This is a genomic window from Amycolatopsis sp. NPDC024027 (assembly GCF_040638975.1).
Classification (GTDB): domain Bacteria; phylum Actinomycetota; class Actinomycetes; order Mycobacteriales; family Pseudonocardiaceae; genus Amycolatopsis.
This window is the reverse complement of record NZ_JBEZYY010000001.1, coordinates 440,863-466,681: the sequence shown is the minus strand read 5'-3', so window position 1 is coordinate 466,681 and position 25,819 is coordinate 440,863. Positions and strand designations below refer to the sequence as shown.

General features: G+C 70.0%; 21 protein-coding genes. 9 read left to right on the top strand and 12 right to left on the bottom strand.

The window, feature by feature from the left end:
- Positions 1-2 precede the first annotated feature (2 nt).
- From AB0F52_RS02205 to AB0F52_RS02185, 5 genes are read right to left on the bottom strand one after another with little or no spacing between them, the layout of a single operon-like run.
- Complete coding sequence (locus AB0F52_RS02205; protein ID WP_360163657.1) at positions 3-857, bottom strand: biotin-dependent carboxyltransferase family protein; 855 nt, start codon at positions 855-857, stop codon at positions 3-5.
- Positions 854-1,465 (bottom strand): allophanate hydrolase subunit 1, encoded by a 612-nt coding sequence (locus AB0F52_RS02200; RefSeq protein WP_360163655.1) that lies wholly within the window; start codon positions 1,463-1,465, stop codon positions 854-856. Before AB0F52_RS02200 ends, AB0F52_RS02205 begins: the two co-directional genes overlap by 4 nt.
- On the bottom strand, positions 1,462-2,214 hold the full coding sequence (locus AB0F52_RS02195) for a 5-oxoprolinase subunit PxpA (protein WP_360163653.1): 753 nt from the start codon (positions 2,212-2,214) through the stop codon (positions 1,462-1,464). The genes AB0F52_RS02200 and AB0F52_RS02195 overlap by 4 nt, the downstream gene beginning before the upstream one ends.
- Position 2,215: 1 nt before the next feature.
- Entirely contained in the window at positions 2,216-3,010 is a 795-nt protein-coding gene (locus AB0F52_RS02190; RefSeq protein ID WP_360163651.1) for a putative hydro-lyase, read from the bottom strand.
- A gap of 10 nt (positions 3,011-3,020) precedes the next feature.
- Positions 3,021-4,265: an MFS transporter gene (locus AB0F52_RS02185; protein ID WP_360163649.1), complete on the bottom strand. Its 1,245-nt coding sequence runs from the start codon at positions 4,263-4,265 to the stop codon at positions 3,021-3,023.
- A gap of 117 nt (positions 4,266-4,382) precedes the next feature.
- Here AB0F52_RS02185 and AB0F52_RS02180 point away from each other — a divergent pair, with 117 nt between their 5' ends.
- Positions 4,383-5,105 (top strand): GntR family transcriptional regulator, encoded by a 723-nt coding sequence (locus AB0F52_RS02180; protein WP_285986630.1) that lies wholly within the window; start codon positions 4,383-4,385, stop codon positions 5,103-5,105.
- 249 nt (positions 5,106-5,354) lie between these two features.
- On the opposite strand, the gene AB0F52_RS02175 is transcribed toward AB0F52_RS02180, so the two are convergent.
- From AB0F52_RS02175 to AB0F52_RS02155, 5 genes are all read right to left on the bottom strand, one after another.
- A complete protein-coding gene (locus AB0F52_RS02175) occupies positions 5,355-6,713 on the bottom strand; it encodes a ricin-type beta-trefoil lectin domain protein (RefSeq protein ID WP_360163647.1) in 1,359 nt (452 codons plus the stop codon).
- Between the two features lie 10 nt (positions 6,714-6,723).
- Positions 6,724-8,583, bottom strand: a complete 1,860-nt coding sequence (locus AB0F52_RS02170; RefSeq protein WP_360163645.1) for a ricin-type beta-trefoil lectin domain protein — start codon at positions 8,581-8,583, stop codon at positions 6,724-6,726.
- Positions 8,580-9,539 carry a ricin-type beta-trefoil lectin domain protein gene (locus AB0F52_RS02165; protein WP_360163643.1) on the bottom strand — a complete coding sequence of 320 codons (960 nt, stop codon included), beginning with the start codon at positions 9,537-9,539 and terminating at the stop codon, positions 8,580-8,582. The genes AB0F52_RS02170 and AB0F52_RS02165 overlap by 4 nt, the downstream gene beginning before the upstream one ends.
- A gap of 130 nt (positions 9,540-9,669) precedes the next feature.
- Entirely contained in the window at positions 9,670-10,881 is a 1,212-nt protein-coding gene (locus AB0F52_RS02160; RefSeq protein ID WP_360163641.1) for a family 16 glycosylhydrolase, read from the bottom strand.
- A gap of 719 nt (positions 10,882-11,600) precedes the next feature.
- Complete coding sequence (locus AB0F52_RS02155) at positions 11,601-12,836, bottom strand: ROK family transcriptional regulator (protein WP_360163639.1); 1,236 nt, start codon at positions 12,834-12,836, stop codon at positions 11,601-11,603.
- A 133-nt stretch (positions 12,837-12,969) separates the two neighbouring features.
- On the opposite strand from AB0F52_RS02155, the gene AB0F52_RS02150 reads away from it, so the two are divergent.
- From AB0F52_RS02150 to AB0F52_RS02115, 8 genes are all read left to right on the top strand, one after another.
- Entirely contained in the window at positions 12,970-14,157 is a 1,188-nt protein-coding gene (locus AB0F52_RS02150) for an ROK family transcriptional regulator (RefSeq protein ID WP_360163637.1), read from the top strand.
- A 206-nt stretch (positions 14,158-14,363) separates the two neighbouring features.
- Positions 14,364-16,034 carry an ABC transporter substrate-binding protein gene (locus AB0F52_RS02145; protein ID WP_360163635.1) on the top strand — a complete coding sequence of 557 codons (1,671 nt, stop codon included), beginning with the start codon at positions 14,364-14,366 and terminating at the stop codon, positions 16,032-16,034.
- 17 nt (positions 16,035-16,051) lie between these two features.
- Positions 16,052-17,119 carry an ABC transporter ATP-binding protein gene (locus AB0F52_RS02140; protein WP_360163633.1) on the top strand — a complete coding sequence of 356 codons (1,068 nt, stop codon included), beginning with the start codon at positions 16,052-16,054 and terminating at the stop codon, positions 17,117-17,119.
- Positions 17,116-18,096: an ABC transporter permease gene (locus AB0F52_RS02135; protein WP_360163631.1), complete on the top strand. Its 981-nt coding sequence runs from the start codon at positions 17,116-17,118 to the stop codon at positions 18,094-18,096. Before AB0F52_RS02140 ends, AB0F52_RS02135 begins: the two co-directional genes overlap by 4 nt.
- A 1-nt stretch (position 18,097) precedes the next feature.
- A complete protein-coding gene (locus AB0F52_RS02130; protein ID WP_360163629.1) occupies positions 18,098-19,090 on the top strand; it encodes an ABC transporter permease in 993 nt (330 codons plus the stop codon).
- Positions 19,087-20,088 carry an ABC transporter ATP-binding protein gene (locus AB0F52_RS02125; RefSeq protein ID WP_360163627.1) on the top strand — a complete coding sequence of 334 codons (1,002 nt, stop codon included), beginning with the start codon at positions 19,087-19,089 and terminating at the stop codon, positions 20,086-20,088. Before AB0F52_RS02130 ends, AB0F52_RS02125 begins: the two co-directional genes overlap by 4 nt.
- Before the next feature lie 41 nt (positions 20,089-20,129).
- Complete coding sequence (locus AB0F52_RS02120; RefSeq protein ID WP_360163625.1) at positions 20,130-21,533, top strand: GH1 family beta-glucosidase; 1,404 nt, start codon at positions 20,130-20,132, stop codon at positions 21,531-21,533.
- 184 nt (positions 21,534-21,717) lie between these two features.
- Positions 21,718-22,341 (top strand): DUF2306 domain-containing protein, encoded by a 624-nt coding sequence (locus AB0F52_RS02115; protein ID WP_360163623.1) that lies wholly within the window; start codon positions 21,718-21,720, stop codon positions 22,339-22,341.
- Here the strand turns inward: AB0F52_RS02115 and AB0F52_RS02110 are convergent.
- Both AB0F52_RS02110 and AB0F52_RS02105 read right to left on the bottom strand, forming a co-directional pair.
- Positions 22,289-23,452, bottom strand: a complete 1,164-nt coding sequence (locus AB0F52_RS02110; protein WP_360163621.1) for an acyl-CoA dehydrogenase family protein — start codon at positions 23,450-23,452, stop codon at positions 22,289-22,291. The genes AB0F52_RS02115 and AB0F52_RS02110 overlap by 53 nt on opposite strands.
- On the bottom strand, positions 23,449-25,791 hold the full coding sequence (locus AB0F52_RS02105; protein ID WP_360163619.1) for a bifunctional salicylyl-CoA 5-hydroxylase/oxidoreductase: 2,343 nt from the start codon (positions 25,789-25,791) through the stop codon (positions 23,449-23,451). Before AB0F52_RS02105 ends, AB0F52_RS02110 begins: the two co-directional genes overlap by 4 nt.
- Positions 25,792-25,819: the final 28 nt, after the last annotated feature.

Sequence of the window (25,819 nt, the reverse complement as noted above, 5' to 3'; positions counted from 1 at the left end):
GCTCACGACGCTGGAGGAAAGTCCTGCGCCGCCCGGAAGCGCACGGTCTGGCCCGGCCGCAGCTGGGCCGCCAGGTCCAGGTCCGCCTCCTCGACGACCGCGATCACCGGGTACCCGCCCGTCGTCGGGTGGTCGGCGTGGAACAGGATCGGCCGGCCCGACGGCGGCACCTGCAGCGATCCCGGGACACAAGCCTCCGACGGCAGCTCGTCGTGGCGTGCCCGGGCCAGTGCCGGCCCGGTCAGGCGGATGCCGACGCGGTCCGAATCCGGCGAGACCGTGTACACAGTGGACAAGAGTTCGTCCGGCGCGGTGAACCAGTCGCGACGCGGACCCGGTGTCACGCGCAGCACCGGTTCGGCCGGCCACGCCGCCCGGGGCGCGAGGTCCACCACGGGGAACGCCCGCGGAGCCGGGCCGATCGGCAGCAGCATCCCGGCCGCCACCGGCGGCGGGCCCAGCTTCCCGAGCGTGTCCGTCGCCCGGGAACCCAGCACCGGCGGTACGTCGATCCCGCCGCGCACCGCGACGTAACACCGCAACCCCGACACCGCCGTGCCCAGTGCCAGTTCTTCCCCGGGCCACAACGTGATCGGCCCGTTCGGCCCGCCCTTCGAGAGCGGGCAGGAAGCGCCGGTGACCGCCAGCGTCGTCACGCCGGTCGCGCGCAGCACCAGCCCGCCGAGCGTGACCTCCAGGGCCGCCGCGCCGGCCGGGTTCCCGACGAGCCGGTTGGCCAGCCGGAACGACTCGCGGTCCGCCGCGCCGGAGCGGCCGACGCCGAGCGCCGCGTGGCCCGGGCGGCCGAGGTCCTGCACCGTCGTCGCGAACCCGGGCCGGACGACTTCGAGCTTCACGACGGCACCGCCGTGAACCGGACCCGGGTGCCCGGCGGCAGCAGGTTCGGTGGGTCGCGCTCGACCTCCCACACCGGCACCTCCGTCCGGCCCAGCAACCGCCAGCCGCCCGGTGACGCGCTCGGGTAGACCGCGCTGTACTCGCCGGCGATCGCCACCGAGCCCGCCGGGATGCGGGTGCGCGGCGACGACCGCCGGGGCACGTGCAGCGCGGGGTCCGACCCGGCCAGGTAGGCGAAGCCCGGCGCGAAGCCGCAGAACGCCGAAACGTAAGTCCCCGCGGTGTGCCGGGAAATCAGCGAAGCCACGCTCAACCCCGTCTCCGCGGCGACGTCGGCCAGGTCTTCGCCGTCGTACACCACCGGGATCACCACCTCGCCCGCGTCGGCCGCGACACTGTCCACAGGGGACACTTGACGCAGCAGCGCCCCCAGCCGTTCCGCGTTCGTCACCGACGGGTCGAAGCGGACCAGCAGCGTCCGGGCCGCCGGGACGAGCTCCACGACCCCGTCCGGCGGCGACTGCGTCAACGCCGCCTGGAAGCCCAGCACGTCGTCCAGCTCCACCAGGACCGCGCGCCGCCCGCACGGCAGCAGCCGGACGGTCATCCGGTGAACGCGGTGAGGGGGACGTCCGCGGCGGTCAGGCCGGCGCGGATCCGGCGGGCCAGCTCGACCGCGCCCGGCGTGTCGCCGTGCACGCACAGGGAATCCGGGCGCAGGTCGAGCTTGCCGCCGTCGGCCGTCACGACACCGCCGCCGGTCGCCATCGCCACCGCCCGGTCGGCCACGGCCCCGGCGTCGTGCAGGACGGCACCCGGTCGCTTGCGCGACACGAGCCGGCCTTCCGCGGTGTACGCCCGGTCCGCGAACGCCTCCGCGTACGCGACGACGCCGGCTTTCTCCGCCTCCCGCTGCATTTCCGAGTCCGGCAGGCAGAGCAGCGCCAGCGCGGGGTCGTACCGGCGCAGGCCCTCGACGATCGCCGCCGCCTGCTCGGCGTCGCCCGCCGCGGTGTTGTACAACGCGCCGTGCGGCTTCACGTACGTCACGCGGCTGCCCGCCGCGCGGGCGAACGCGTCGAGCGCGCCGACCTGGTAGAGCACTTCGTCCGCCAGGTCGTCCGGCGCGATGTCGAGGGCGCGCCTGCCGAAGCCGGCCAGGTCGCGGTAGCCGACGTGCGCGCCGATCGCGACGCCGCGCCCGGCCGCCAGTTCGCACACCCGCCGCATCACCGACGGGTCGCCGGCGTGGAAGCCGCAGGCGACGTTCGCGCTGGTCACGATGTCGAGCATGGCTTCGTCGTCGCCCATCGTCCAGGCGCCGAAGCCCTCGCCGAGATCGCTGTTCAGATCCATTTCAGCCCACCCGGTATTCGCTGTCGTACCGATCGGTGATGAACATGTACCCCGGCGCGTGGGTGATCGCAAAGGGGGGCCGCGACGCCATCAGCGCCGCCTGCGGGGTGACCCCGCAGGCCCAGAACACCGGGACGTCACCCGGTTCCGCGTCCACCGGGTCGCCGAAGTCCGGCCGGGCGAGGTCGTCGATGCCCAGCGCGCGCGGGTCGCCGATGTGCACCGGGGCGCCGTGCACCGCGGGCATCGCGCGGGTCACCCGGATGGCGTCGTCGACGCGGTCCTCCGGGATCTGGCGCATCGACACCACCATCGGCCCGAACAGCCGCCCGGCGGGCTCGCACGGCCGGTTCGTCACGTACATGGCGACGTTGCGGCCCTGGTCGACGTGCCGCAGCGGGACGCCCTCGGCGGCCAGCGCCGTCTCGAACGTGAAGCTGCAGCCGATCGAGAAGGCGACCATGTCGCTGCGCCACAGGCCGGTCGCGTCCGACACCTCGCCGGCGAGGACGCCGTTCTGCCAGATCCGGTAGCGCGGCAGGTCGGTGCGCAGGTCCGCGTCCTCGGCGAGCCGGGTGGCCGGGTCGCCGGGGTCGGTGACGTCGAGCAGCGGGCACGCCTGCGGGTTGCGGGTGCAGAACAGCAGGACGTCGTAGGCCCAGTCCTCGGGCACGGCGATCAGGTTGGTCTGGGTGAAGCCGTTGGCCCAGCCCGTCGTGGGGTGGGCGGTGCCGCGGCGGAACGCTTCGCGCGCTTGCGCGGGGGTGAACGTCGCGGGTTCGTCGAAGGTCGTCATGAGTTCCCCCTCAATCAACGAGTTCGATGCCTCGGGTTTCCGGGAGGCCGAGCAGGGCCAGCACGGCGATGCCGTAGCCCAGCGCGCCGAAGACGATCGCGCCGCCCGCGCCCAGGAAACCGACCACAGTCGGGAAGATCGCCCCGACCGCGCGGCCGAAGTTGTACGTGAAGCCCTGCCCGGTGCCGCGCAGCGCGGTCGGGTACAGCTCGGCGAGGAACGCGCCGAACCCGCTGAAGATCGCGGACATCGAGAAACCGAGCGGGAAGCCGAGCACCAGCACGAGCCCGTTGGCACCCGTGGGGATCTGCGTGTACGCGACGATCAGCGCGGCCGAGAGCAGCGCGAAGGTCAGGAAGGTCTTCTTGCGCCCCATCAGGTCGGTCAGGTAGCCGCCGCAGATGTACCCGGCGAAGGCGCCGGTGATGAGGAAGGCGAGGTAGCCGCCGGTGCCGATCACGGTCAGCTCGCGCGTCTTCTTCAGGTAGGACGGCAGCCACGTCGAGATCGTGTAGTACCCGCCCTGGACGCCGGTGGCCAGCAGCGCGGCGAAGAACGTCGTGCGCAGGAGATCGCCCTTGAAGATCTGGACGAGGGTGCCCTTCGGGCGTTCGGCCTTCAGGCGCTCTTCGGCGCGCGGCGCGTCCTTGACGCTCTTGCGGACCCACAGCACGAGCAGGGCGGGGATGACGCCGGTCCAGAACATGATCCGCCAGGCGATGTCGTCGCTCGCGACGCTGAACACCACGGTGTAGACGACCACCGACAGGCCCCAGCCGACCGCCCACGCGCTCTGCACGAACGCCACGGTCCGGCCGCGGTACTTCGCCCGCGAATACTCGGCGACCAGCGCCGCGCCGGCCGCCCACTCGCCGCCGAAGCCCAGGCCCTGCAGCGCGCGGAAGATCAGCAGCGTCTCGAAGTTGGGCGCGAACCCGCAGAGCACGGTGAAGATCGTGTACATCGCGATGGTGATCTGCAGCGTCCGGACGCGGCCGATCCGGTCGGCCAGCATGCCGGCCCCGACGCCGCCGACGGCCGACACGACCAGCGTCGTCGTGCCGAGCAGGCCGGCTTCACCGCTCGAGATGCCGAAGTACGCGGTGATCGCGGCCAGGCCGAGCGGCAGGGTCTGGTAGTCGAACGAGTCCAGGCCGTACCCGCCGAACGCGCCCACGAAGGCGCGGCGGCCACGTTTTCCCAGCGTGCGGAACCAGTCGAACGGCCGGGCCTCGGTAGCGGTAGTGGCAGTCATGGGGCACCTCCTGGCCAGTGTCTCTCATCGTGGCGTACCTCACACGGTAGGGATTGTTGAACAATTCCACAAGAGCCTAGTTGGATCGTCCTCTGGGTGCCGGGTACTCTCGGTGGCGTGGTCATCGAAGACGGCGTCGTCCCGGGCCTGGAGGCCGACCGCGGCCTGGTCACGCGCAAGAGCACCGCCGAGCGGGTCGCCGGGGTCCTCCGCAAGCGCATCGCGGAAGGGTTCTTCCTGCCGGGCGGCCGGCTGTCGGAGCAGGACATCGGCAACGCGCTCGGCGTCTCCCGCAACACGCTCCGCGAGGCGTTCCGGCTGCTCACGCACGAGCGGCTGCTCGCCCACGAGCTCAACCGCGGGGTCTTCGTCCGCATCCCGAGCGTCGAGGACGTCGTCGACATCTACCGGGTCCGCAAGATCATCGAATGCGCCGCGGTCCGCGGGGTGCGGGCCAAGCCGGCGTCCTTCGCGCGGATCAAGGAGAAGGTCGACATCGGGGACGAGGCCGCCCGCACCGGCAACTGGAAGGACCTCGGCACCGCGAACGTCTGGTTCCACCAGGAGCTCGCCGCGCTGTCCGGCAGCGAGCGGGTGAACGAGCTGGTCGGCAGGCTGACCGCCGAGCTGCGGCTGGTGTTCCACATCATGGCCGAGCCGCGCCGCTTCCACGAGCGCTACCTGCCGCGCAACCACGAAATCCTGGACCGCATCGAGGCCGGCGACGGCCCGGGCGCGGAGCAGCTGCTGCTGAAGTACCTCGACGACGCCGAGGAACAGCTGGTGGACGCGTACGCCGACCGCGCCGAGGCGGCCCGGGCGGCCAGCGCGGCGGAGTAGCCGAAGCGCACCCGTGTGGCCTTCGGTGCGTGGGGGCGTTCGGGCAGGGTTGGCGTCCGGACGGTCCGAGCACGCGCCGCGCGCGGCACGCGGTCGATAACCTCGGGGCGGTTCCGCCGCCGGAGACCCCCAGCGGCCGGCGGGACCCCACGCTGCCGGGTCGCCGCTTCCCCAGGGCCGCGGCCCGGCAGCCCAACGCCGTGAAGGCCACCTCGCGATGGCCTTCACGGACTTGTCGAGCAGCCGGGATCAGCCGGCGTAGCGGGCGAAGATCCTCGTGAAGTCCCACGCCTGCTGGGAAACCCCGGAGCAGGTGTCGTTGTTCGGGTACCCGCCGGGGCACGGGCGGTCGCGGTTCGCCGACCAGAACGTCAACCGGGCCAGGTGGTGCGCGTTCGCGTAGCCCAGGATGGTGGTGAAGTCGTTGAGCGTGACCGTCTCGCTGTTGTCGGTGATGCCGTTCATCGACGAGATGCCCATGTGCCGGTAGGCCGTGTCGTCGTCATAGCCGTACGCGTTCTTGACCACGTTCTTCAAGCCTTCGGCCGCCCGCTGCGTCAACGTGCCCATGTTCTGGCCCGCGCCGCCGAAGTCGAACGGCATGATGACCCAGCCGTCGACCGTGAGGCCCGCCTGCGCAGCCCGGTTGACCAGGCTGCTGTCCGGGCCGGACTGGTCCGTGCCGAAGGTGACGTACAGCTTGATGCCCGGGTTGTTCGCCCGGACCGTCTTCAGCGCGTCGACCGTGCGCTGCTGCACCGTCGGGTTGCTGTAGGCGTCGGCCTCGATGTCGATGTCGATCGCCTTGAGGCCGTAGGCGTTGATCACCTTCTGGTAGCCCGCCGCCAGCTCGCCCGCGCTGCCGCAGGACGACTCCAGCTTGTTGCCGGAGTAGCCGCCGAACGACGGGATGACGTCGCCGCCGCCCGCGCGGATGGTGTTGATCGTGTTCTGGTCGACGCCGCCGGTCAGCGCGCGTCCGCCGTCCCACTGCGGGTTGCAGTAGCCGTTGGACAGGATGAACGCCAGCGTGAACCACTTGACGCCGGTGGCGCTCATGATCGTCGCGGGGTTCGGCGGGTCGCCCCAGCCGTTGTAGAGGTAGGGCGCGACGGCCATCGCCCCCGGCCCGGGCGGCGGGGTGGTGCCGCCGCTGGGCAGCGTCCACTGCTGGTTGGCCGTGCTCGCGCACGTCCAGATCTGCAGCCGCGTCCCGTTGGCGCTGGAGTTGCCGGTGGCGTCGAGGCACTTCCCGGACCCGGCGTTGACCAGGTTCTTCGCCGCGTTCGCCGACCACTTCTGGGCGCCCGACCCGTTGCAGTCCCAGAGCTGGGTCGTCGTGCCGTTCGCCGTGCCCGCGCTCGTGACGTCGAGGCACTTGCCCAGCGCCTGCAGGGAACCGTCGCTGCCGACCGTCCACTGTTGAGCGTTCGTGCCGTTGCAGTCGTAGAGCTGGACGGCGGTGCCGTTGGCGTTGCTCGCGCCGGCGACGTCGGCGCACTTGCCGCCGAGGCCGGTGATCGGGCCGGTCGCCGCCTGCGCGACGCCCGGCACGAGCACCATCGCCGACGCGGCGACGAGCACGCCCAGTGCTGCCTTGAGTTTCACGTGGTGCTCCTTAAGCGGGAATGGTCCACTTCTGGTTGGCCGCGCCGGTGCAGGTCCAGATCTGCAGCCGGGTGCCGTTGGCGCTGGAGTTGCCGGTCGCGTCGACGCACTTGTTCGACCCCGCGCCGACCAGGTCCTTGGCCGCGGTGGCCGCCCACCGCTGGTTGGCCGTGCCGCCGCAGTCCCAGAGCTGGAGCTGGGCGCCGTCCGTTGTGGACTGCCCGGTGACGTCGAGGCACTTGCCGAGCGCCTTCAGGGTTCCGTCGGTCCCGACGGTCCACTGCTGGGCGCCGGAGCCGTTGCAGTCGTAGAGCTGGACCGCGGTGCCGTTGGCGCTGCTCGCGCCGGCGACGTCGATGCACTTGCCGCCGAGACCGGTGATCGGGCCGGTCTTGCCGGTGCCGCCGCCGGTGCCCTGGGTGCCGTTCCAGGTGAACGTCGCCGACGTACGGCCGGGCAGGGTGTAGGTGAACGAAGAGTTGCCCCAGTTCACCCGCACGCTCTGGTTGCCCGTGCCGGAGTTGTACGCGATCAGCGCCTTCGAGCCGTCCGGGTTCTTCCAGGCGACGTTGCGCACGGCCGAGCTGTCGTTCGAGTCGATCCGGTACGCGCCCGGCTTCACGAACTTCGTCAGGTGACCCATCGTGTAGTACTCGACGGTGTAGTCGACCTGCCCGCTGCGCGAGTCTCCGTTGTGGACGGTGATCAGGCCGGTGCACTTGTCGCAGCCGCCGTTGTGCGGGCCCATGTTCTGGTCGACGCCGAGGCTCCACTTGACGAAGCTCTTCGACCAGTTCCGGGTGTAGTCCACGATGTTGTTCATGTCCTCGGCTTGCTGGTTCGAGATCCAGGTGCCGCCGGAGTGCTCGGTCGAGTAGGCGTTGACGTTCGGGTACTGGTTGTGCGTGGTCGTCTGCTGGGCGATGTCGCCGCCGTAGCCGTGCCAGGCCACACCCCCGAAGTTCGGGTGGTTCCGGATCGCCGCGTCGTCCAGGGTCGGTGCGCCGTAGGACGCGTAGGTGTCCCAGTTCCAGTCGAGCGCGAGGACCTTGGTGGACAGACCGGCGCCCTGCAGGGCGGGCAGCAGGTTGTTCTTCGCGAAGTACGCCAGACCGGCGCCGTTCCAGTTGGTCGACGGGTAGCTCGCGCAGCACGTCGGCTCGTTCTGCATCGAGACGTAGTCGATCGGCACGCCCGCGTCCCGGTAGGACTGGAGGTACTTGACGAAGTACTGGGCGTAGGCCGGGTAGTACTGCGATTCGACCCAGCCGAGCAGGTAGCTGTCGTTGTCCTTCATCCACGGCGGCGCGCTCCACGGCGACGCCATGATCTTGGCCTGCGGGTTGAGCTGCTTGGCCTGCTTGGTCAGCGGCAGCACGTCGGCCTGGTCGTGGGCGATGGAGAAGTGCGTCAGGTTCGGGTCGGTCTGGCCGACCGGCACGTCGTCGAAGGTGTAGCTGTAGCGGGCCAGGTCGGACGCGCCGAGCGGGTTGCGGATGAAGCTGAGGCCGATGCCGCTGTTCGGGTCGAACAGCTTGCGCATGGTGTCGTCGCGGGTGGCCTGGGACAGCGCCCCGCTGGAGTTCATCAGCCACGCCGCGGTATCCGTAAAGGATGCCCCGCCGCCTTCAAACTGCTGGTACGTGGTGTTTTCGTTGACGTTGATGGTGACGCCGCCGCTGCCGGTGCCGGCCGCGAACGTGACCGGCGTCTGCTGCTGGAGACCGCGGGTGACCGTCCGGCCGCCGGCGTCGCTGGTCGTGGTGAGCCAGACGTTGACCGTTTCGCCGGCGGCCTGCGCGGGCCCGGCGAAGGTGGCCGCGGCGACCGCGGTCACCCCGATCAACGCCGTGAGAGAGCGTTTTCTCATGGCAGAGTCCACTTCTGGTTCGTGCCGGCCCCGCAGGTCCAGATCTGGAGCCGGGTCCCGTTGGCGCTGGAGTTGCCGGTGGCGTCGAGGCACTTGCCGGAGCCGGCGTTCACGAGGTTCTGCGAGCCGTTCGCGGACCACTTCTGAGCGTTGCTCCCGTTGCAGTCCCAGAGCTGCGTCGGGGTGCCGTTGGCGGTGCCGGCGCTCGTGACGTCGAGGCACTTGCCGAGCGCCTTCAGGGTTCCGTCGGTGCCCACTGTCCACTGTTGAGCGCCTGAGCCGTTGCAGTCGTAGAGCTGGACGGCGGTGCCGTTGGCGTTGTTCGCGCCGGCGACGTCGGCACACTTGCCGCCGATGCCGGTGATCGGGCCAGCGTTGCCGGTGGGCGGCGTCGTCGTGCCGCCCGCGAACTGCGTCGCCACCTGTTCGCCGAGGCTGACGGCGTTGGCGTGGTTCTCGATCGGGTTGACGTGCGTGTTGGGGAACACGATGTACGTCACCGGGCCTTCGGTGCCGCCGTTCTTCGGGTCGGGGTTGATGCCGAGGCTGACGGCGGTGGCGTAGGACGCCTCGCCGATGATGCTCGTCGGGCCGGTGTCACCGACCACGGCGTAGCTGACCTGGTTGTTGTAGATCACCGCCACGACCGAACCGCCGTCGATGCCGTAGTTCCGGTAGTCCCAGGTGGACGTCGGTTGTGGAAGGACGATGTACGGCAGCTGCGCCGCGTTGAGCGGCTGGTCGGCCGAGGTGTGGAACGCGGTGTCGGGGTAGAAGCAGCAGTCGGTGTTCTCGTTGCACTGCGTGGTGCGGACGCCGTCGCAGTCGACGTCCATGTCGGCCTTGAAGAACACCGCGCCGTTCGCCTGGCAGACGGGCACGGTGGCCGCGCCGCCTTCGTCGTAGGAATACTTCCCGTTCGAAATCTGCTGGCAGGACTGGGTCTTGGCGAGCAACTGGCTCGCGGACGGACCGGCTTCGACCGCCGCCTGAGCTGAGCTGGCTGTCAGGAAGGAAAGCGCTAACAGGGCACACCCCATTAGCGCGACGAGGATTCGCCGCACTGGGTTCTCCTTATGGGGAAGGTCAGGGAGTGGTCCACTTCTGGTTCGCGCCGCCGCCGCAGGTCCAGATCTGCAGGCGGGTGCCGTTCGCACTCGAATTGCCGGTGGCGTCGAGGCACTTGTTCGCGTTCGGGTTCACGATGTCTTTCGCGCCGGTCACCACCCATTGCTGGGCGCCGGTTCCGTTGCAGTCGTAGAGCTGCACCGCTGTCCCGTCCGCGGTACCGGCGCCGCTGACGTCCATGCACTTGCCGAGGGCGCGGATCGTGCCGTCGGTGCCGACGGTCCAGTTCTGCGCGGCGTTGCCGTTGCAGTCGGTGATCTGGATCGGCGTGCTGTTGGCGGTGCTGGCGCCGGCGACGTCGACGCACTTGCCGCCGATGCCGGTGATCGTGCCGGTCCGGCCGCCGCCGCTGCTGGAGGTGTTGGTGACGTGCACGTAGTCGACGACCAGCTGCTGCGGGAACTGCGTGCTGCTGTTGGGATCGCCGGGCCAGTACCCGCCGACAGCGAGGTTGAGGATGATGAAGAAGTTGTGGTCGTACACCCAGCGGTTGCCGTTCAGGTCCGACGGCGTGCGCGTCTGGTAGAGGTTGCCGTCGACGTACCACTTGATCTGGTTGGGCGCCCAGTCGACCGCGTAGGTGTGGAAGTCGTCGGAGAAGTTCGGTCCGTTGTAGGCGGCGCCGATGCCGCCGGAGCCGGAGTAGCCGGGGCCGTGGATGGTGCCGTGCACGGTGTTCGGTTCGAACCCGACGTTTTCCATGATGTCGATTTCGCCGTCGGTGGGCCAGTTCGCGCCACCGAGCATCCAGAACGCCGGCCACATGCCTTGCCCGCGCGGGAGTTTCATGCGCGTTTCGAAGTGGCCGTAGGCCTGGCTGAACTTGCCGGCGGTGTTGAGCCGCGCGGAGGTGTATTCGCAGCGGCCGTACCAGCAGTTGTAGTTGCCGGGGTTTTCCCTCTTGGCGGTGATGACGAGGTGACCTTGGCCGTCGAGCTGGGCGTTGTTGGTGCCGGACGTGTAGTACTGCCGCTCGTGGTTGTTGACGTTGTCGCCGGTTTCGAGCTGCCACTTCGACCCGTCGACCCCGGCGCCGGCGGCGCCGTTGAAGTCATCGGTGAAGGTGGCCGCCGCTTCTGCCGGGGCCGTCGTGATGGCTTGCTGCCCGAGGACGAGCAGTGAACAGGCGGCGAGGAGTGCCGCCCAGCGGTTCTTCGTGGAGGTGGACATCGTTGTCGCCTCTCTCACCGTGGGGGACCGGCGAACCGCGCGCAGCACGGAACGCGGGGAGGGGGAGGTGGCCGCGCCTGCCGGGGCGGCGGCAGGTGTGACCGTGCGTGCCCGCGGGCCGCGGGCGGAGGTATCGGCCGGACTTTGTTGTGTCTGGCAACAAAGTATGCATGGTCCAGACAAGCCGGGCAACCGTCGGGCAGTCATTTTTTTTCAACCCGAATTAAGGGGGTGTTGAGGTGGGGATGGTGGGGGTGAGCTGCGAGATGCGGGGTTCCGGTGAGCGGGGCATGGGGGCTCGCTGGGGTGGTTCCCGCTCAGTGGGGCGTGGTGGTTGGCGTGATCCGCTTCGGGGCGGTGGCGGTGGCGGTGGCGGTGGCGATGGCGATGGTGGTGGCGGCGGCGGTGGTGGGTCCGGGTTTGGTGGCCGCTGGCTTGGCAGTTGCGTTCCTCCGGCACCCCGAAGCTGGCATTGTGACTACGGCCGGCAACACCGCGTCAAGGCGGGAAAGCGTGCCTTGACCCGGTGCTGCCGGCCGTGTTTTGGCTTCGGATCGGGGTGCGGGGGGTCTGGGTTCTCGTCGGTTCCTGTTTGCGTGCTGGCTGCACGTTGGGCGTCTGGTGGGCGGCTTGCGCCGCCCGGCTGCGGGCCTGGTCGGCGGGTCTGGTCTGCGGTGGGCCGGGGGCCTCGCCCGTGTGCGGCGGTGGGCCGCCGCTGATCAAGCCGCGTCGGAGTTCGGGGCCCCTGGCTTGGCCAGCCTCGATGTTGCCCCCTGCTCCAGCAGGTCCGCCACCGGGAGGGTTGCCGCTCCGGTGGCCACCGCGTCCAGGCCCAGGGAGCCCAGCTGGATCGATGTCTGGCTGAACGGGTGGCGTAGGGCGTGCTCGCCCGCCGCCTCTCGGATCTTCGGCAGGAGTTGCTCGCCCAGGGCCAGGCCGGCCCAGCCGCCGATCACTATGCGCTCCGGGTTGAACAAGTTGATCAAGTTCGCGATGCCCGCTCCGAGGTAGCCCGCCGTTTCGTCGAGCACCCGCGAAGCCGTCTTGGACCTCGAAGCCGCCGAAAGCAGGGCCGAAAACTGGGCCTGCTCGTCCTCGCCGGAAATTTCCTTGCCGCGCGCCCGGCGGTACCGCGCCAGCACCGCGCCCGCGCCGATGTACGCCTCCAGGCATCCGCGTGAGCCGCAGCGGCACTCCTGGCCGCCGTACGCGATCGTCGTGTGGCCCCACTCGCCCGCGCTGCTCGTCGAGCCGCGGTACGTCGTTCCGTCCGTCACCACCGCCGCGCCCACGCCCGAGCCGATCAGCGCGATCACCGCGTGGCGGGCTCCGCGGCCCGCGCCGAACCACATCTCCGCCTGGCCCTGCGTCTTCGCGCCGTTGTCGACGAACAGCGGCAACCCGACGCCCGCCTCCCGCAGCATCGCCTCGAACGGCACCGCGTCCCAGCCGACCGTCGGGGCGTGCACCAGCACCCGGGCGCCCTGCTCGACCGTCCCCGGCACGCCGATGCCGACGCCCAGCACGCCCGATTCGTCGAGGCCCGCGCTCGCGAACACCTCCCGGAGGCCGGACGTCACCTGCTCGACCGCCGTCGCCGCGTCGGGGGCCTTCGGGAGCGGGTGCTCGACCGTCGCCAGGCGGTTCATCGCCAGGTCGAACAGCTCGACCTTGACGCCCGTTTCGCCGATGTCGACGCCCGCGACGTGCCCGTACGCCGGGTCCACGCGCAGCAGCACCCGGGGCCGGCCGCCGTCCGATTCGACCTGGCCGGCTTCGGTGATCAGGCGTTCTTCGCCCAGTTCGGCGGTCACGTTGCTCACCGTGGCGGCACTCAATCCGGTCAGCTGGCTGAGCTCGTGCCTCGACAGCGGGCCGTCGAAGTACAGTTTCGACAGCAGCAGGGATCGGTTGTGCCGCCGCAGATCGCGGACGGTGGTGCGCTTGCTCGCCATGGGCAACCCATCTGAACTTCTTACCGGCTCACTGACAGGATGCCCGATCACCGTAAGTTGTGGCTATGTATTAAGTGGTGAACTAAGTCCCGAACCCATGGTCGCGGTGCCGTCGTCTGGCAGAATCCTCCCGGTGACCCAGGTGGTGCGCCAGACGACCCGTGACCTCAGGCGGCACAACCGCGCGGCACTGCTCTCCTCGCTCTACCTCCGCGGTCCCGTCAGCAGACTGGAACTGGTAGCTGAATCGGGACTATCGGCCGCCACCGTTACCAACGTCGTTTCCGAGCTCATCGCGGACGGCGTCGTGGCCGAGGCCGGATCGGTCGAATCGGACGGCGGGCGGCCGCGGACGCTGCTGGCCGTCCGGGCCGGGTTCGGGCAGGTCGTGGGCGTGGACGTCAGCGAGACGCACGTCGAGGTCGGCCTGTTCGACTGGGCGCTCGGCACCCTCGGCACGGTGCGCCACCCGCTGGTCGGCACCCGCCTCGACCCGGACGAAGTGGCCGGGCTGGTGCGCACGGGCATCGCCGAAGTGCTCGAAGGGAGCGATCCGGACGCGGTGTTCGGCGTCGGCATCGGCGTGCCGGGCGCGGTCCGCGACGGCGGGATCGTGCACGCGCCGACCCTCGGCTGGAGCGGGGTGAACTTCGCCGACCTGCTCCACCCGCACATCGAAGCGCCCCTCCACCTGGACAACCGGGCCCGGACCCTCGGCCAGGCCGAGACCTGGCGGGGCGCCGGCCGCGGTGCCGAACGCGCCATCGTCGCCCTGCTCGGCGTGGGCGTCGGTGCCGCCGTCGCGACGGCCGGGCGCTCGCACCCCGGCATCACCACCAGCGAGTGGGGCCACACCGTCGTCAAGGCGGCCGGGGCGGCCTGCCGGTGCGGCTCCCACGGCTGCCTGGAGGCCTACGTCGGTGTCGAGGCGGTCGTCCGCCGCTACGCCGCCCTCGCCGGCAAGGAACCGGTCACCGGGGACGAAAGCGACGTCGAACTGGCGCGGATCGTGGCCGAAGCCCAGGGTGGTGGCCCGGCCGCCGACGTACTCGCCGAGACCGGCGAGTACCTGGGCATCGGCATCGCGAACCTGATCAACCTGCTCAGCCCCGATCGGGTGGTGCTTTCCGGTTCGGCCGGGGCGATCATGGGACCGGCGATCCTGCCCGCGGTGCGCGACGCCGTGAGCCGGCACGCGCTCGGCTACCTCGTCGAGCGCACCGAAGTCGTCCTCGGCCGGCTCGGACCGGAGGCGGTCGCGCTCGGCGCGGCGACCCTGCCGATCGCCGAACTGCTGGCGAACGGTGGCCGGACCGGCTGAAACCCTTGCGGCGCAAGGAGCAACCCTGGAAACAGGTCCAGACCGCCAGTTCTTTCAGTACTTAAACTTAGGTACAAAACGTTACCGCCGTGTTATTGACGTGACCCGAGTCACCCGGGTTGACTTCGGGACGTCGTTCGGTCGCCGGCGGTCGGGGCTCGCTACCAGTCGACAGCAAGCAAGTCGTCGATGACCAGGAGGAACCGATGCGAGTCAAGCGCTCCATCGTCGCAGCGCTAGTAGCCATGACGGCCCTGAGCGGGCTCACGGCGTGCTCGGGTGGCAGCTCCAACGCCGCCCAGAGCAACCCGGACGCCGTGCTCAGCGTCGGCAAGCCGGACGGCCCGCAGGCGGAGAACAACAACCCGTTCCTGGAGACGTCCGCCCTGTCGAACATGGGCTACCGGTGGATGATCTACGAGCCCCTCGTCATGCTCAACCGCGTCAAGCCGCAGGAGCCGGGCAAGCCCTGGCTGGCGACGAAGTGGGACTGGTCGGACAACTACAAGAAGCTGGTCCTGACCGTCCGTGACGGCGTCAAGTTCTCCGACGGCCAGCCGATGACCGCCGAGGACGTCGCTTACACCTTCCAGTTGCTGCGCGACAACAAGGCGCTGAACGTCGACGCCGTCCCGTACAAGGACATCACCGCGGCCGGCAACCAGGTCACCCTGGGCTTCGACGGCTCGCAGTTCGTCAACCAGGTCAAGATCCTGCAGACCCTGGTCGTGCCGAAGCACGCCTGGCAGGGCGTCAAGGACCCGGCGCTCGACCTCGTGAAGAACCCGATCGGCACCGGGCCGTACACGCTGAAGTCGGCCACCCCGCAGACGATGATCGTCACGCGGCGCGAAAGCGGCTACTGGCAGGAAGCGCCGAAGGTCAAGGAGATCCGCTACACCTCCTACACCGACAACAACGCGCAGGTCAGCGCGCTGGTCAACGGGGCGGCCGAGTGGAGCTTCGTGTTCATCCCGAACTACAAGGCCGTCTACACCAACAAGGACCCGCAGCACTACAAGCTGTGGTTCCCCGCGCAGCTGGCCGTCCACGGCCTGTGGTTCAACACGGAAAAGGCACCGTGGAACGACCCGAAGCTGCGCCAGGCCATCAACAAGGTGATCAACCGCGACGACATCTTCAACCAGGGTGAGGCCGGCTACTTCTACCCGAAGAACGACCAGGTCACCGGCATCCCGACGCCGGCGGGCGACCCGTTCATCGCGCCGCAGTACCAGGGCCAGAGCGTCAAGGTCGACGTCCCGGGTGCGAAGGCGCTGCTGACCGGCGCGGGTTACAAGTTCAACGGGGACAAGCTGGCCGACCCGAGCGGCAAGCCGGTCACCATCAAGCTCACCGTGCCGTCGGGCTGGTCGGACTACATCACCGACCTGGAGATCATCAAGGACAACCTGGCGCAGATCGGCATTACCGCCACGGTCGACAAGATGAACCAGGACGCCTGGATGAAGTCGGTGGACACCGGTGACTTCGAGGGCCTGATGCACTGGACCAACGACGGGCAGACGCCGTACGACATGTACCGCGACGTCATGGACGGCAACCGCTACAAGCCGACCGGCCAGGGGGGCATCAACGGCAACTACGGCCGCTACAAGAACGACGAGGCGACCAAGGCGCTCGAGACCTACGCCAACGCCGAGGACGACGCCGCCCGCACCGCCGCCATGGCGACGCTGCAGAAGATCATGATCGAGCAGCAGCCGATGATCCCCACGTCGGCGGCCAACTCCGGCGGCGAGTACAGCACGAAGAACTGGGTCGGCTGGCCCGACGACGCCAACCCGTACGCGCCGGCCCAGCCGACGCTGCGCAACGCGCTCGACATCGTCCTGCACCTCAAGCCCGCGGCCTGACGATGGCGGATTCAGCTGTGACGACCGAGCAGTCCCCCTCCGACCCCGTCGCCGTCGGGTCGGAGGGGGACCTCCCCGTGGTTCTCGAAGCCGCGGGACTCACGAAACACTTCCCAGTGCGCCGCAAAGGCCGGGCCGCGCTGACCGGGCCGCGCCGCGCCATCCAGGCCGTCGACGACGTGAGCCTGACGCTCCGGCGCGGCCGCGTCACCGCGCTGGTCGGCGAGTCCGGCTCGGGCAAGTCGACGGTCGCCCGCCTGCTCGCGGGCCTCTACCCCCGCACCGGCGGTGACATCCGGCTGCACGGCGAGACCGTGAACGTCAAGCACGGCAAGGCGTTCCGGGCCTACGCCCGCCGGGTGCAGATGATCTTCCAGGACCCGTTCGCGTCGCTGAACCCGGTGCACACCGTGCGCTACCACCTGACGCGGGCGCTGAAGATCCACGGCCGGGCGGGTGAAGACCTCGAGAAGGCGCTGCACGAGCTGCTCACCCGCGTCCAGATGACGCCGCCCGAGCGGTACATCGACAAGTTCCCCCACGAGCTGTCCGGCGGCCAGCGCCAGCGCGTCGCGATCGCGCGGGCGCTCGGCGCCGACCCGGAAGCGCTGCTGGCCGACGAGCCGGTGTCCATGTTGGACGTCTCGATCCGGCTCGGGGTGCTGAACCTGCTGCGCGACCTCAAGGAACGCCTGCACCTGGCCATCCTGTACATCACGCACGACATCGCTTCGGCGCGCTACTTCGCCGACGAGACCATGGTGATGTACGCGGGCCGGATGGTCGAAGGCGGCGACAGCGAAACCATCACGCAGCGGCCGGCGCACCCCTACACCCGGCTGCTCATCGAATCCGCCCCCGACCCGGACCGGATCGCGGGCGGCGGTGGCCCGGGTGGGGTGCCGGCCGAACGCGGGTCCGGCGAACCGCCGAGCCTGCTCGACCCGCCGCCGGGCTGCCGGTTCCACCCGCGCTGCCCGGTCGCGATGGAGCGGTGCAAGACCGACCTGCCGCCGCGGTTCGACGTCGGCGACGCACCCGGGCACTGGGCCGCGTGCTGGCTCTACGACGGAGCCGCCCGATGAGGTTCCTGCTGCAACGGTTCGCCTTCTACGTCTTCACCGCGTGGGCCGCCGTCACCATCAACTTCTTCATCCCGAGGCTGATCCCCGGCGATCCGGTGCAGTCGCTGATCGCCAAGAACCAGGGCATGATCAGCGCCGAAGCGATGCAGTCGCTGTACGTCCTGTTCGGACTCGACAAGAACGAAAGCCTGATCTCCCAGTACTTCGACTACTGGGGCCAGCTCTTCCGCGGCGACCTCGGGATCTCGTTCACGTTCTTCCCGACGCCGGTGTCCGACCTGCTCACCGACAGTCTGCCGTGGACGATCATCCTGGTCGGCATCACCACGATCGTCGGCTTCGCGATCGGTACCGGGCTCGGAGTGGTCGCCGGCTGGAAGCGCGGCTCGTGGGTCGACGGCCTGCTGCCGGTGACGACGTTCCTCTCCTCGATCCCGTACTTCTGGCTCGGCCTGATCGCACTCACGCTGCTGGCCGGCCCGGGCAGCTTCTTCCCGTCGTCCGGCGGCTACGACCCGGGCACCATCCCGGGCTGGGACCCCGGCTTCATCGGCAGCGCGATCCAGCACAGCCTGCTGCCCGCGCTCACCATCCTGATCAGCTCGATGGGCAGCTGGATCCTGGGCATGCGCAACATGATGGTCACCGTCGCGTCGGAGGACTACGTGACCGTCGCGCACGCCAAGGGCCTGCCGGAACGCCGGGTGATGGTCGGCTACGCCGCGCGCAACGCGCTGCTGCCGAGCGTGTCCGGCTTCGCGCTCGCCCTGGGCTTCATCGTCGGCGGCACGCTGCTGGTGGAGATCGTCTTCTCCTACCCGGGCGTCGGCTACCAGCTGTTCCAGGCCGTCGGCTCGCAGGACTACCCGCTGATGCAGGGCATCTTCCTGATCATCACGCTGTCGGTGCTGGTGGCGAACCTGTTCGCCGACGTCGCCTACCTGGCGCTCGACCCGCGCACCCGGAAGGAGGGCTGACATGGCCGTACCCGCGGCGGACGTCAAGGCCGCCCAGGCCCTCCCCGTCGACGTGATCGCCGGCCGCGCGAAGCGGCGCCGCTTCCGGTTCCTCACCAGCGGCAAGACGGCCACCGGCCTCGCCGTCATCGTCTTCTTCCTGGTGATCGCGGTCATCGGCGAGTGGATCGCGCCGTACGACCCGTCGGCGCGCAGCAGCGACCTGCTGGAATCACCGTCGGGCCGGCACTGGTTCGGCACCACCCACCTCGGCCAGGACATCTTCAGCCAGGTCCTGGTCGGCACGCGCAGCGTCATGCTGGTCGGGCTGGCCGCCGGGATCGTGGCGACGATCCTCGCGGTGATCGTCGGCGTGACGTCCGGGTACCTCGGCGGCACGCCGGGGGAAGGCCTTTCCGCACTGTCCAATGTGTTCCTGGTGATCCCGGCGCTGCCGCTGATCATCATCATCGGCAGCGCGGTGCCCACCGGCGGCGACATCCTGGTCGCGGTGATCATCGGCTTCACGTCGTGGGCGTGGGGTGCGCGAGTCCTCAGAGCACAGACGCTTTCGTTGCGGGGACGCGAGTACGTCGAAGCCGCCCGGGCGACCGGCGAGTCGACGTGGCGGATCATCTTCTTCGAAATCCTGCCGAACCTGACGGCGGTGATCGCGTCCAGCTTCGTCGGCACGGTGATCTTCGCGGTGATGTCGGAGATCACCCTCGCGTTCGTCGGCGTCTCCGGTCTGTCCAACTGGAACTGGGGCACGATCCTGTTCTGGGCGCAGAGCCAGCAGGCCCTCGCCCAGGGCGCGTGGTGGTGGTTCGTGCCGGCCGGGCTGGCGATCGCGATCCTCGGCACGGCGTTGTCCCTGCTCAACTTCGGCATCGACGAGTTCGTCAGCCCGCGGCTGCGCGGCAGCGGCAAGGCGCGCGTGCGCGGCGCGGACGGACGGGTGCATCGGATGCGCGTGGGCTTCACGCCCGTGCTCGGGCGGGAGGAACGACCATGATGGACCCGGTGCTGGAGATCAAGGGCCTGGACGTCGACTACGGCGTCGGCACCGAGGCCGTCCGCGCGGTCCGGGACGTGCACCTGACGCTGCACCGCGGCGAAGTCCTCGGTCTCGCCGGGGAAAGCGGCAGCGGGAAGTCCACATTGGCCTATGGGCTGACAAGGCTGCTGGCGCCACCGGGTGTGATCCGCGGCGGCGAGGTGATCTACCACCCCGCGGACGGTGAGCCCTACGACGTCCTGAAGCTGACGGACAAGCAGCTGCGGGACTTCCGCTGGGCGGAGACGTCCATCGTGTTCCAGGGCGCGATGAACTCGCTGAACCCGGTGCACAAGGTGGTCACGCAGCTGGTCGACGTCATCAAGACCCACGAGCCGCGGTCGACGAAAGCGGGCCGCGTCGCGCGGGCTCGCGATCTGCTGAAGCTGGTGGGAATTTCGGCCGACCGGCTCGAGGCGTACCCGCACCAGCTGTCCGGCGGGATGCGGCAGCGCGTGATGATCGCGATGGCGCTCGCGCTCGAACCGCGGGTCGTCATCATGGACGAGCCGACCACCGCGCTCGACGTCGTGATGCAGCGGCAGATCCTCGGCCAGCTCGTGGAACTGCGGGAACGGCTGGGCTTCTCGGTCCTGTTCATCACGCACGACCTTTCCCTGCTGGTGGAGTTCTCGGACCGGATCGCGATCATGTACGGCGGCCGGATCGTCGAGCAGGCACCGGCGGCCGACCTCTACCGGGACGCGCTGCACCCGTACAGCCACGGCCTGCTGAACTCGTTCCCGGCGCTGCGGGGGCCGCGGCGCGAGCTGGCCGGGATCCCCGGATCGCCGCCGGACACGCGCGGGATGCCGGCCGGCTGCGCGTTCCACCCGCGGTGTCCCAAGGCTTTCGAGCCGTGCCCCGACCGTGTGCCGCTGCTGGGAACGCCCGGCGACCCGGCGCGCGAGGTGGCGTGCTGGCTGCATCCCGTTGGGACCGGTACCGCGCCCTGAACGCCGTCCATCCTGTCCGGTACCACTGGAGGAGTGCTGCCTTGACCGAGACCACCGCCGCGACCGCCGAACAGCAGGCGCTGATCGACACGCTGCCACCGGACTTCCGCTGGGGTGTGGCCACCGCCGCGTACCAGATCGAAGGGGCGGTCGCCGAAGACGGGCGCACACCGTCCATTTGGGACACCTTCTGCCAGGTGCCGTGGGCGATCGACAACAACGACACCGGTGACGTGGCGTGCGACCACTACCACCGGATGCCCTCCGACATCGAGCTGGTCGGCGAGCTGGGCGCGGACACGTACCGGTTTTCCGTGGCGTGGCCCCGGGTCCAGCCGCGCGGCCGCGGCGGTGTCAACGAGGCGGGCATCGGGTTCTACGACCGGCTCGTCGACGAGACGCTGAGCCGCGGGATCACGCCGTGGCTGACGCTGTACCACTGGGACCTTCCGCAGGAGCTGGAGGACGCGGGCGGCTGGCCGGCGCGCGACACGGCGTACCGGTTCGCGGACTACGCGATGCTGGTGTTCGACCGGCTTTCCGACCGGGTCCGCCATTGGACGACGCTGAACGAGCCGTGGTGCTCGGCGATGCACGGGTACGTGCACGGCGTGATGGCGCCGGGCCGGCGTGACTACGCGGCCGGGATGCACGCGGTGCACCACCTCCTGCTCGGCCACGGGCTGGCGGTGCAGCGCATGCGCGAGGCGGCACCGGCGGACACGCAGTTCGGCATCACGCTCAACATGTGCACGGCCGACCCGGCGACGGACTCCCCGGAGGACGTCCGCGCGGCCCGCCAGGCGGACGGCCTCGGCGTCCGGATCTACCTGGACCCGCTGGTCCACGGCCGCTACCCGGAGGACGTGGTGGACGACCTGGCTTCGCGCGGCGTGAAGCTGCCGATCCAGGACGGCGACCTCGACGTGATTTCGACGCCGCTGGACTTCCTGGGCGTGAACTACTACTTCGGCCAGCAGTTCTCGGGCGTGGACGAGCAGGGCGCCACCGTGGACGCGGACGGCGTCCCGGCGTCCCGGGTGGTCCCGTTCGGCGAGCCGACGACGGCGATGGGCTGGGAGATCCTGCCGGGCAAGTTCACGGAGCTGCTGACGCGCCTGGGCCGCGATTACCCGGGTCTCCCGATGTACATCACGGAGAACGGCTCGGCCTTCGACGACGACCCGGACTCGACGGGCTTCGTCCGCGACGACTCCCGCACGGCCTACCTGGCCTCGCACATCGCCGCGGTGGCAGCGGCCCGCAATGCTGGTGCCGACGTCCGGGGGTACTTCGCGTGGTCCCTTCTGGACAACTTCGAGTGGGCGTACGGGTACGCGAAGCGGTTCGGGCTCATCCGGGTGGACTACGAGACGCAAGCGCGAACGATCAAGCAGAGCGGCTACTTCTACCGCGACACCGTCCGGCGGGTGCGCGGCAGCTGAGCTTTCGGCGGTAGGGCCGGCCCCACCAGGGTGGCGGTGGTGTACCCCATGGCTCGGCTCCGGGCACTTCCCTAGCGTCGGCCGGGCGAAATCCCGACCGGCGACTGGGGGAGCCATGACCGTCCGAACGGAGAACAGACCCTTACCGGCCGAGGTGGCACCGCGGTGGTGGCGACGACCCTGGGTGGCGCCGCTCGCCCTCGTCGTCGCCGTTTTCCTCGCCTACTCGGTGCCGCCCTACCTCACCCTCGATCCCGCGCAGTCACGCGTTCCCGCGCCGCCGGGGTTCGCCGCGCACTACTGGTTGCTCGTCGCGCACATCTCCTTCGGGACCGTCGCCATCGTCGGCGTCATCCTGCAGATCTGGCCGTGGCTGCGCCAAAATCACCCGGTCGCGCACCGGCGGATCGGGCGGGTCTACGTCTTCGCCGGCGCGATTCCCGCCGCCGTCATGGCGGCCACCATCGGTGCCGTCAGCCCGTTCGGACCGGTCATCGCCGCGATCGACGTCGTGGCCGCGCTGCTGTGGCTCGGCTTCACCGTCGCCGGCTGGCGGGCGGTGCGGCAACGGCGGTTCGCCGACCACCGGAAGTGGATGATCCGCAGTTTCGCGATGACCATGCACACGCTGATGGCGCGGGCTCTCTCGCCGCTCGGTTTCCTGCTCGTCATGCCGCGGATCAGCGACAAAACGGAACTGATCCTGAATGCCGCCACGGTTTCCGGCGTGCTGAGCGTCCTGTCGTTGCTGCTGCTCAGCCAGTGGTGGCTCGACCGGAAGCCGAAGAAGCCAGCCAGCGCGCGATGATCGTCCGCTGGATCTCCGACGCGCCTTCGTAGATGCGGGGCGCCCGGACCTCCCGGTACAGGTGCTCCAGCAGGTGCCCGCGCCGCAACGCGCGGGCGCCGTGGAGCTGGACCGCCGAGTCGACGACGAACTGCGCCGCCTCGGTGGCGAACAGCTTCGCCATCGCCGCGCGGCCGCCGAGGTTCGGCTCGCCCGCGTCGTACGCCCCCGCCGCCGCGTAGACCAGCAGCCGGGCCGCTTCCGTGCGGGTGGCCATCTCGGCGAGGGCGTGCGCCACCGCTTGCTGCTGGATCAACGGCCCGCCGAAGGCCTCGCGCGAGCTCGTGTGGGACACCGTGGCGTCCAGCGCCGCCCGGGCCATGCCGACGGCGAACGCGCCGACGCTCGGGCGGAACAGGTCCAGCGTCCGCATCGCGACGGCGAAGCCGCGGTTCTCCTCGCCGAGCAGTTCCTCGCGCCGGACCTCGACGCCGTCGAACGTCACCGTGCCGATCGGGTGCGGGCTGACCAGGTCCAGGTGCTCGCCGCCCAGGCCCGGGCGGTCGGCGGGGACGACGAACGCACTCACCCCGCGCGAGCCCGCGTCCGGTGTCGTGCGGGCGAACACCGTGTAGAAGTCGGCTTCCGGTGCGTTGGAGATCCACATCTTCTCGCCCGTGAGGCGCCAGCCGTCGCCGTCGGCCTCCGCCGCGAGGGACAGCGCCGCCGCGTCCGAGCCGGCGTCCGGTTCGGTCAGCGCGAACGCCGCCACCGCGTCGCCGGCCGCCACCGCGGGCAGCCACTTCGCGACCTGTTCGTCCTTTCCGGACTGCAAGACCGGGTAACTTCCCAGTCCTTGCAAGGCCAGCGCGGTCTCGGCTTCCGTGCTGACCGTGGCGAGGTTCTCGCGCAGGATGCACAGGTCCGTCGCCGCTGCCTGCCTCGACGGCGTGCCCGACGCGACGCCGGGGAAGAGCCGCGCGAGCAGGCCGAGCGCGCCCATGGCCTTGAGCAGCGGCCGGTTGACCGCACCCTCCACACCGGACTCGGCGAGCGGCCGCAGCCGCTCCTCGGCCAGCTGCCGCACCTCGGCGGCGAACGCCTGCTGGGCGGGGTTCAAGGCGAAGGTCATGACGAAGCTCCCGGTCGCCAGCGGGCGTGGGCGGTGCCGGCCGGACCGGACCGGACGAGGTCGAGCCGCGGCTCGGGACCGTCGGAGCGGCCCGTCTGCGGCTTGCGGCTGCCCGCGGCGAACGGCTTCGGCCACGGCATCGGATAACCCTGGTCGGCCGCCGCGTGCAGCGTCCACTGTGGATCATAAAGGTGGGTCCGGCCCAGTGCGCAGAGGTCCGCGCGCCCGGCCAGGACCAGCGAATTGACGTCGTCGTAGGACGAGATGGCACCGACGGCGATCACCGCGATCCCGTACTCCTCGCCGATTTCGTTGCGGATCCGGTCGGCGTAGGGGGTCTGGTAGCTGCGGCCGTACTGCGGGCGTTCCTCGCTGACGACCTGCCCGGTCGAGACGTCGATGCCCGCGGCGCCGTGGGCGGCGAACGCGCGCGCGATCTCGACGGCGTCATCGGCGTCGATGCCGCCCTCGCACCAGTCGGTCGCCGAGATCCGGACGGTCATCGGCCGCTCCGCGGGCCACGCGGCACGGACCGCGTCGAAGACTTCCAGCGGGAAGCGCAGCCGGTTCTCGAGCGAGCCACCGTAGGCATCCGTGCGCTGGTTGGTCAGCGGCGAGAGGAACGACGACAGCAGGTAGCCGTGCGCGCAGTGCAGTTCCAGGACGTCGAACCCGGCGCGGGCCGCCGCGCGAGCGCACGCGACGAACTGTTCGCGGATCTCGTCGAGGTCCGTTGTGGACAGTTCGCGGGGGACCTGGTTGCGTTCGGAGTACGGCAAGGGCGAAGGGGCGCAGACTTCCCAGTTGCCGGCCGGGAGCGGCTCGTCGATGCCGTCCCACATGAGCTTCGTCGAACCCTTGCGCCCGGAGTGTCCCAATTGGACGCCGATCCGGGCCGGCGTCCGCGTGTGCACGAAGTCGACGATCCGCTGCCAGGCTGCTTCCTGTTCCGGCGTGTACAGCCCGCCGCAGCCGGGCGTGATCCGGCCTTCGGGGGAGACGCAGACCATCTCGGTCATCACCAGCCCGGCCCCGCCGAGGGCCTTGCCGCCCAGGTGCACCAGGTGGAAGTCGCCCGGCACGCCGTCTTCCGCCGAGTACATGTCCATCGGGGACACGATGATCCGGTTCGGCAGCTCCAGTTCGCCGAGCCGGAACGGCTGGAACATCGGCGGCCGCGACGTCGTCCCGAGCGAGCGCGCGAACCAGTGGTCGAGCTCGGCCGCGAACTCGGGGTCGCGCAGGCGGAGGTTGTCGTAGGTCACGCGGCGGCTGCGGGTGAGGATGTTGAACGCGAACTGCGACGGTTCCTGGTGGGCGTACTGCGCGATGTTTTCGAACCACTCCAGGCTGGCCTGCGCGGCGCGCTGCGTCGACGTGACGACCGGCCGCCGTTCCAGCTCGTACGCCTTGAGCGCTTCCGCGACACCGTCGTTTTCGTGTAGGCACGCGGCCAGCGCGAGCGCGTCCTCCATCGCCAGCTTCGTGCCGGAGCCGATCGAGAAGTGCGCGGTGTGCGCGGCGTCGCCGAGCAGGACGACGTTCTCGTGCACCCAGGTCTCGCAGCGGACCGTCCCGAACGAGACCCACTTCGAGTTGTTCGCCATGACCTGGTGGCCGTCTAGGACGTCGGCGCACAGCTCGCGGATCAGCGCGATCGACTTCTCGTCGCTCTCGCCGGGCTTCAGCGACGTCGCCGCGATCGGCCCGAACGTCCGCTGCCAGACGTCCTCCTGGACCTCGAGGATGAACGTGCTGCCGTCGCGGCCGTACGGGTAGCCGTGGATCTGCATGATTCCGGCCGGCGTCTCGAGGACGTAGAACTTGAAGGCGTCGAACACCAGGTCCGTGCCCAGCCAGATGTACCGGCACCGGCGCGTCTCGACGCTCGGCCGGAAGGACTCGGCGTACCGGGCGCGCATCGCCGAGTTGACGCCGTCGGCCGCGATGACCAGGTCGTAGCCCGAAAGGTCGGCCGGCGCCTCCTCCCGGAAGTGCAGCCCGACGCCGAGTTCGCCGCAGCGGCTCTGGAGGATGCCGAGCAGGCGCTTGCGGCTCATCGCGGCGAAGCCGTGGCCGCCCGAGGTGGTGACCGTGCCGCGGTAGTGCACGTCGATGTCGTCCCAGCGGGCGAATTCGGCCGTCATCGCCTCGTGCACCGCCGCGTCGGCGTGCTCGATCCCGCCGAGCGTCTCGTCGGAGAACACGACGCCGAAGCCGAAGGTGTCGTCCGGCGCGTTGCGCTCCCAGACGGTGATTTCGTGGCCGGGACCGAGCTGTTTCGCGAGCGCGGCGAAGTACAGACCCGCCGGGCCGCCACCGATGACCGCGATTCGCACGCCGTCCAGGGTATGTCGTGACGACTAC

What these genes read in the sequence shown, in the direction of transcription:
- AB0F52_RS02185 (WP_360163649.1), bottom strand. Translation starts at nt 4,265, where the DNA reads ATGACTGCCACTACCGCTACCGAGGCCCGGCCGTTCGACTGGTTCCGC.
- AB0F52_RS02145 (WP_360163635.1), top strand. Translation starts at nt 14,364, where the DNA reads ATGCGAGTCAAGCGCTCCATCGTCGCAGCGCTAGTAGCCATGACGGCC.
- AB0F52_RS02130 (WP_360163629.1), top strand. Translation starts at nt 18,098, where the DNA reads ATGGCCGTACCCGCGGCGGACGTCAAGGCCGCCCAGGCCCTCCCCGTC.
- AB0F52_RS02200 (WP_360163655.1), bottom strand. Translation starts at nt 1,465, where the DNA reads ATGACCGTCCGGCTGCTGCCGTGCGGGCGGCGCGCGGTCCTGGTGGAG.
- AB0F52_RS02155 (WP_360163639.1), bottom strand. Translation starts at nt 12,836, where the DNA reads ATGGCGAGCAAGCGCACCACCGTCCGCGATCTGCGGCGGCACAACCGA.
- AB0F52_RS02125 (WP_360163627.1), top strand. Translation starts at nt 19,087, where the DNA reads ATGATGGACCCGGTGCTGGAGATCAAGGGCCTGGACGTCGACTACGGC.
- AB0F52_RS02170 (WP_360163645.1), bottom strand. Translation starts at nt 8,583, where the DNA reads ATGAGAAAACGCTCTCTCACGGCGTTGATCGGGGTGACCGCGGTCGCC.
- AB0F52_RS02160 (WP_360163641.1), bottom strand. Translation starts at nt 10,881, where the DNA reads ATGTCCACCTCCACGAAGAACCGCTGGGCGGCACTCCTCGCCGCCTGT.
- AB0F52_RS02195 (WP_360163653.1), bottom strand. Translation starts at nt 2,214, where the DNA reads ATGGATCTGAACAGCGATCTCGGCGAGGGCTTCGGCGCCTGGACGATG.
- AB0F52_RS02190 (WP_360163651.1), bottom strand. Translation starts at nt 3,010, where the DNA reads ATGACGACCTTCGACGAACCCGCGACGTTCACCCCCGCGCAAGCGCGC.
- AB0F52_RS02135 (WP_360163631.1), top strand. Translation starts at nt 17,116, where the DNA reads ATGAGGTTCCTGCTGCAACGGTTCGCCTTCTACGTCTTCACCGCGTGG.
- AB0F52_RS02110 (WP_360163621.1), bottom strand. Translation starts at nt 23,452, where the DNA reads ATGACCTTCGCCTTGAACCCCGCCCAGCAGGCGTTCGCCGCCGAGGTG.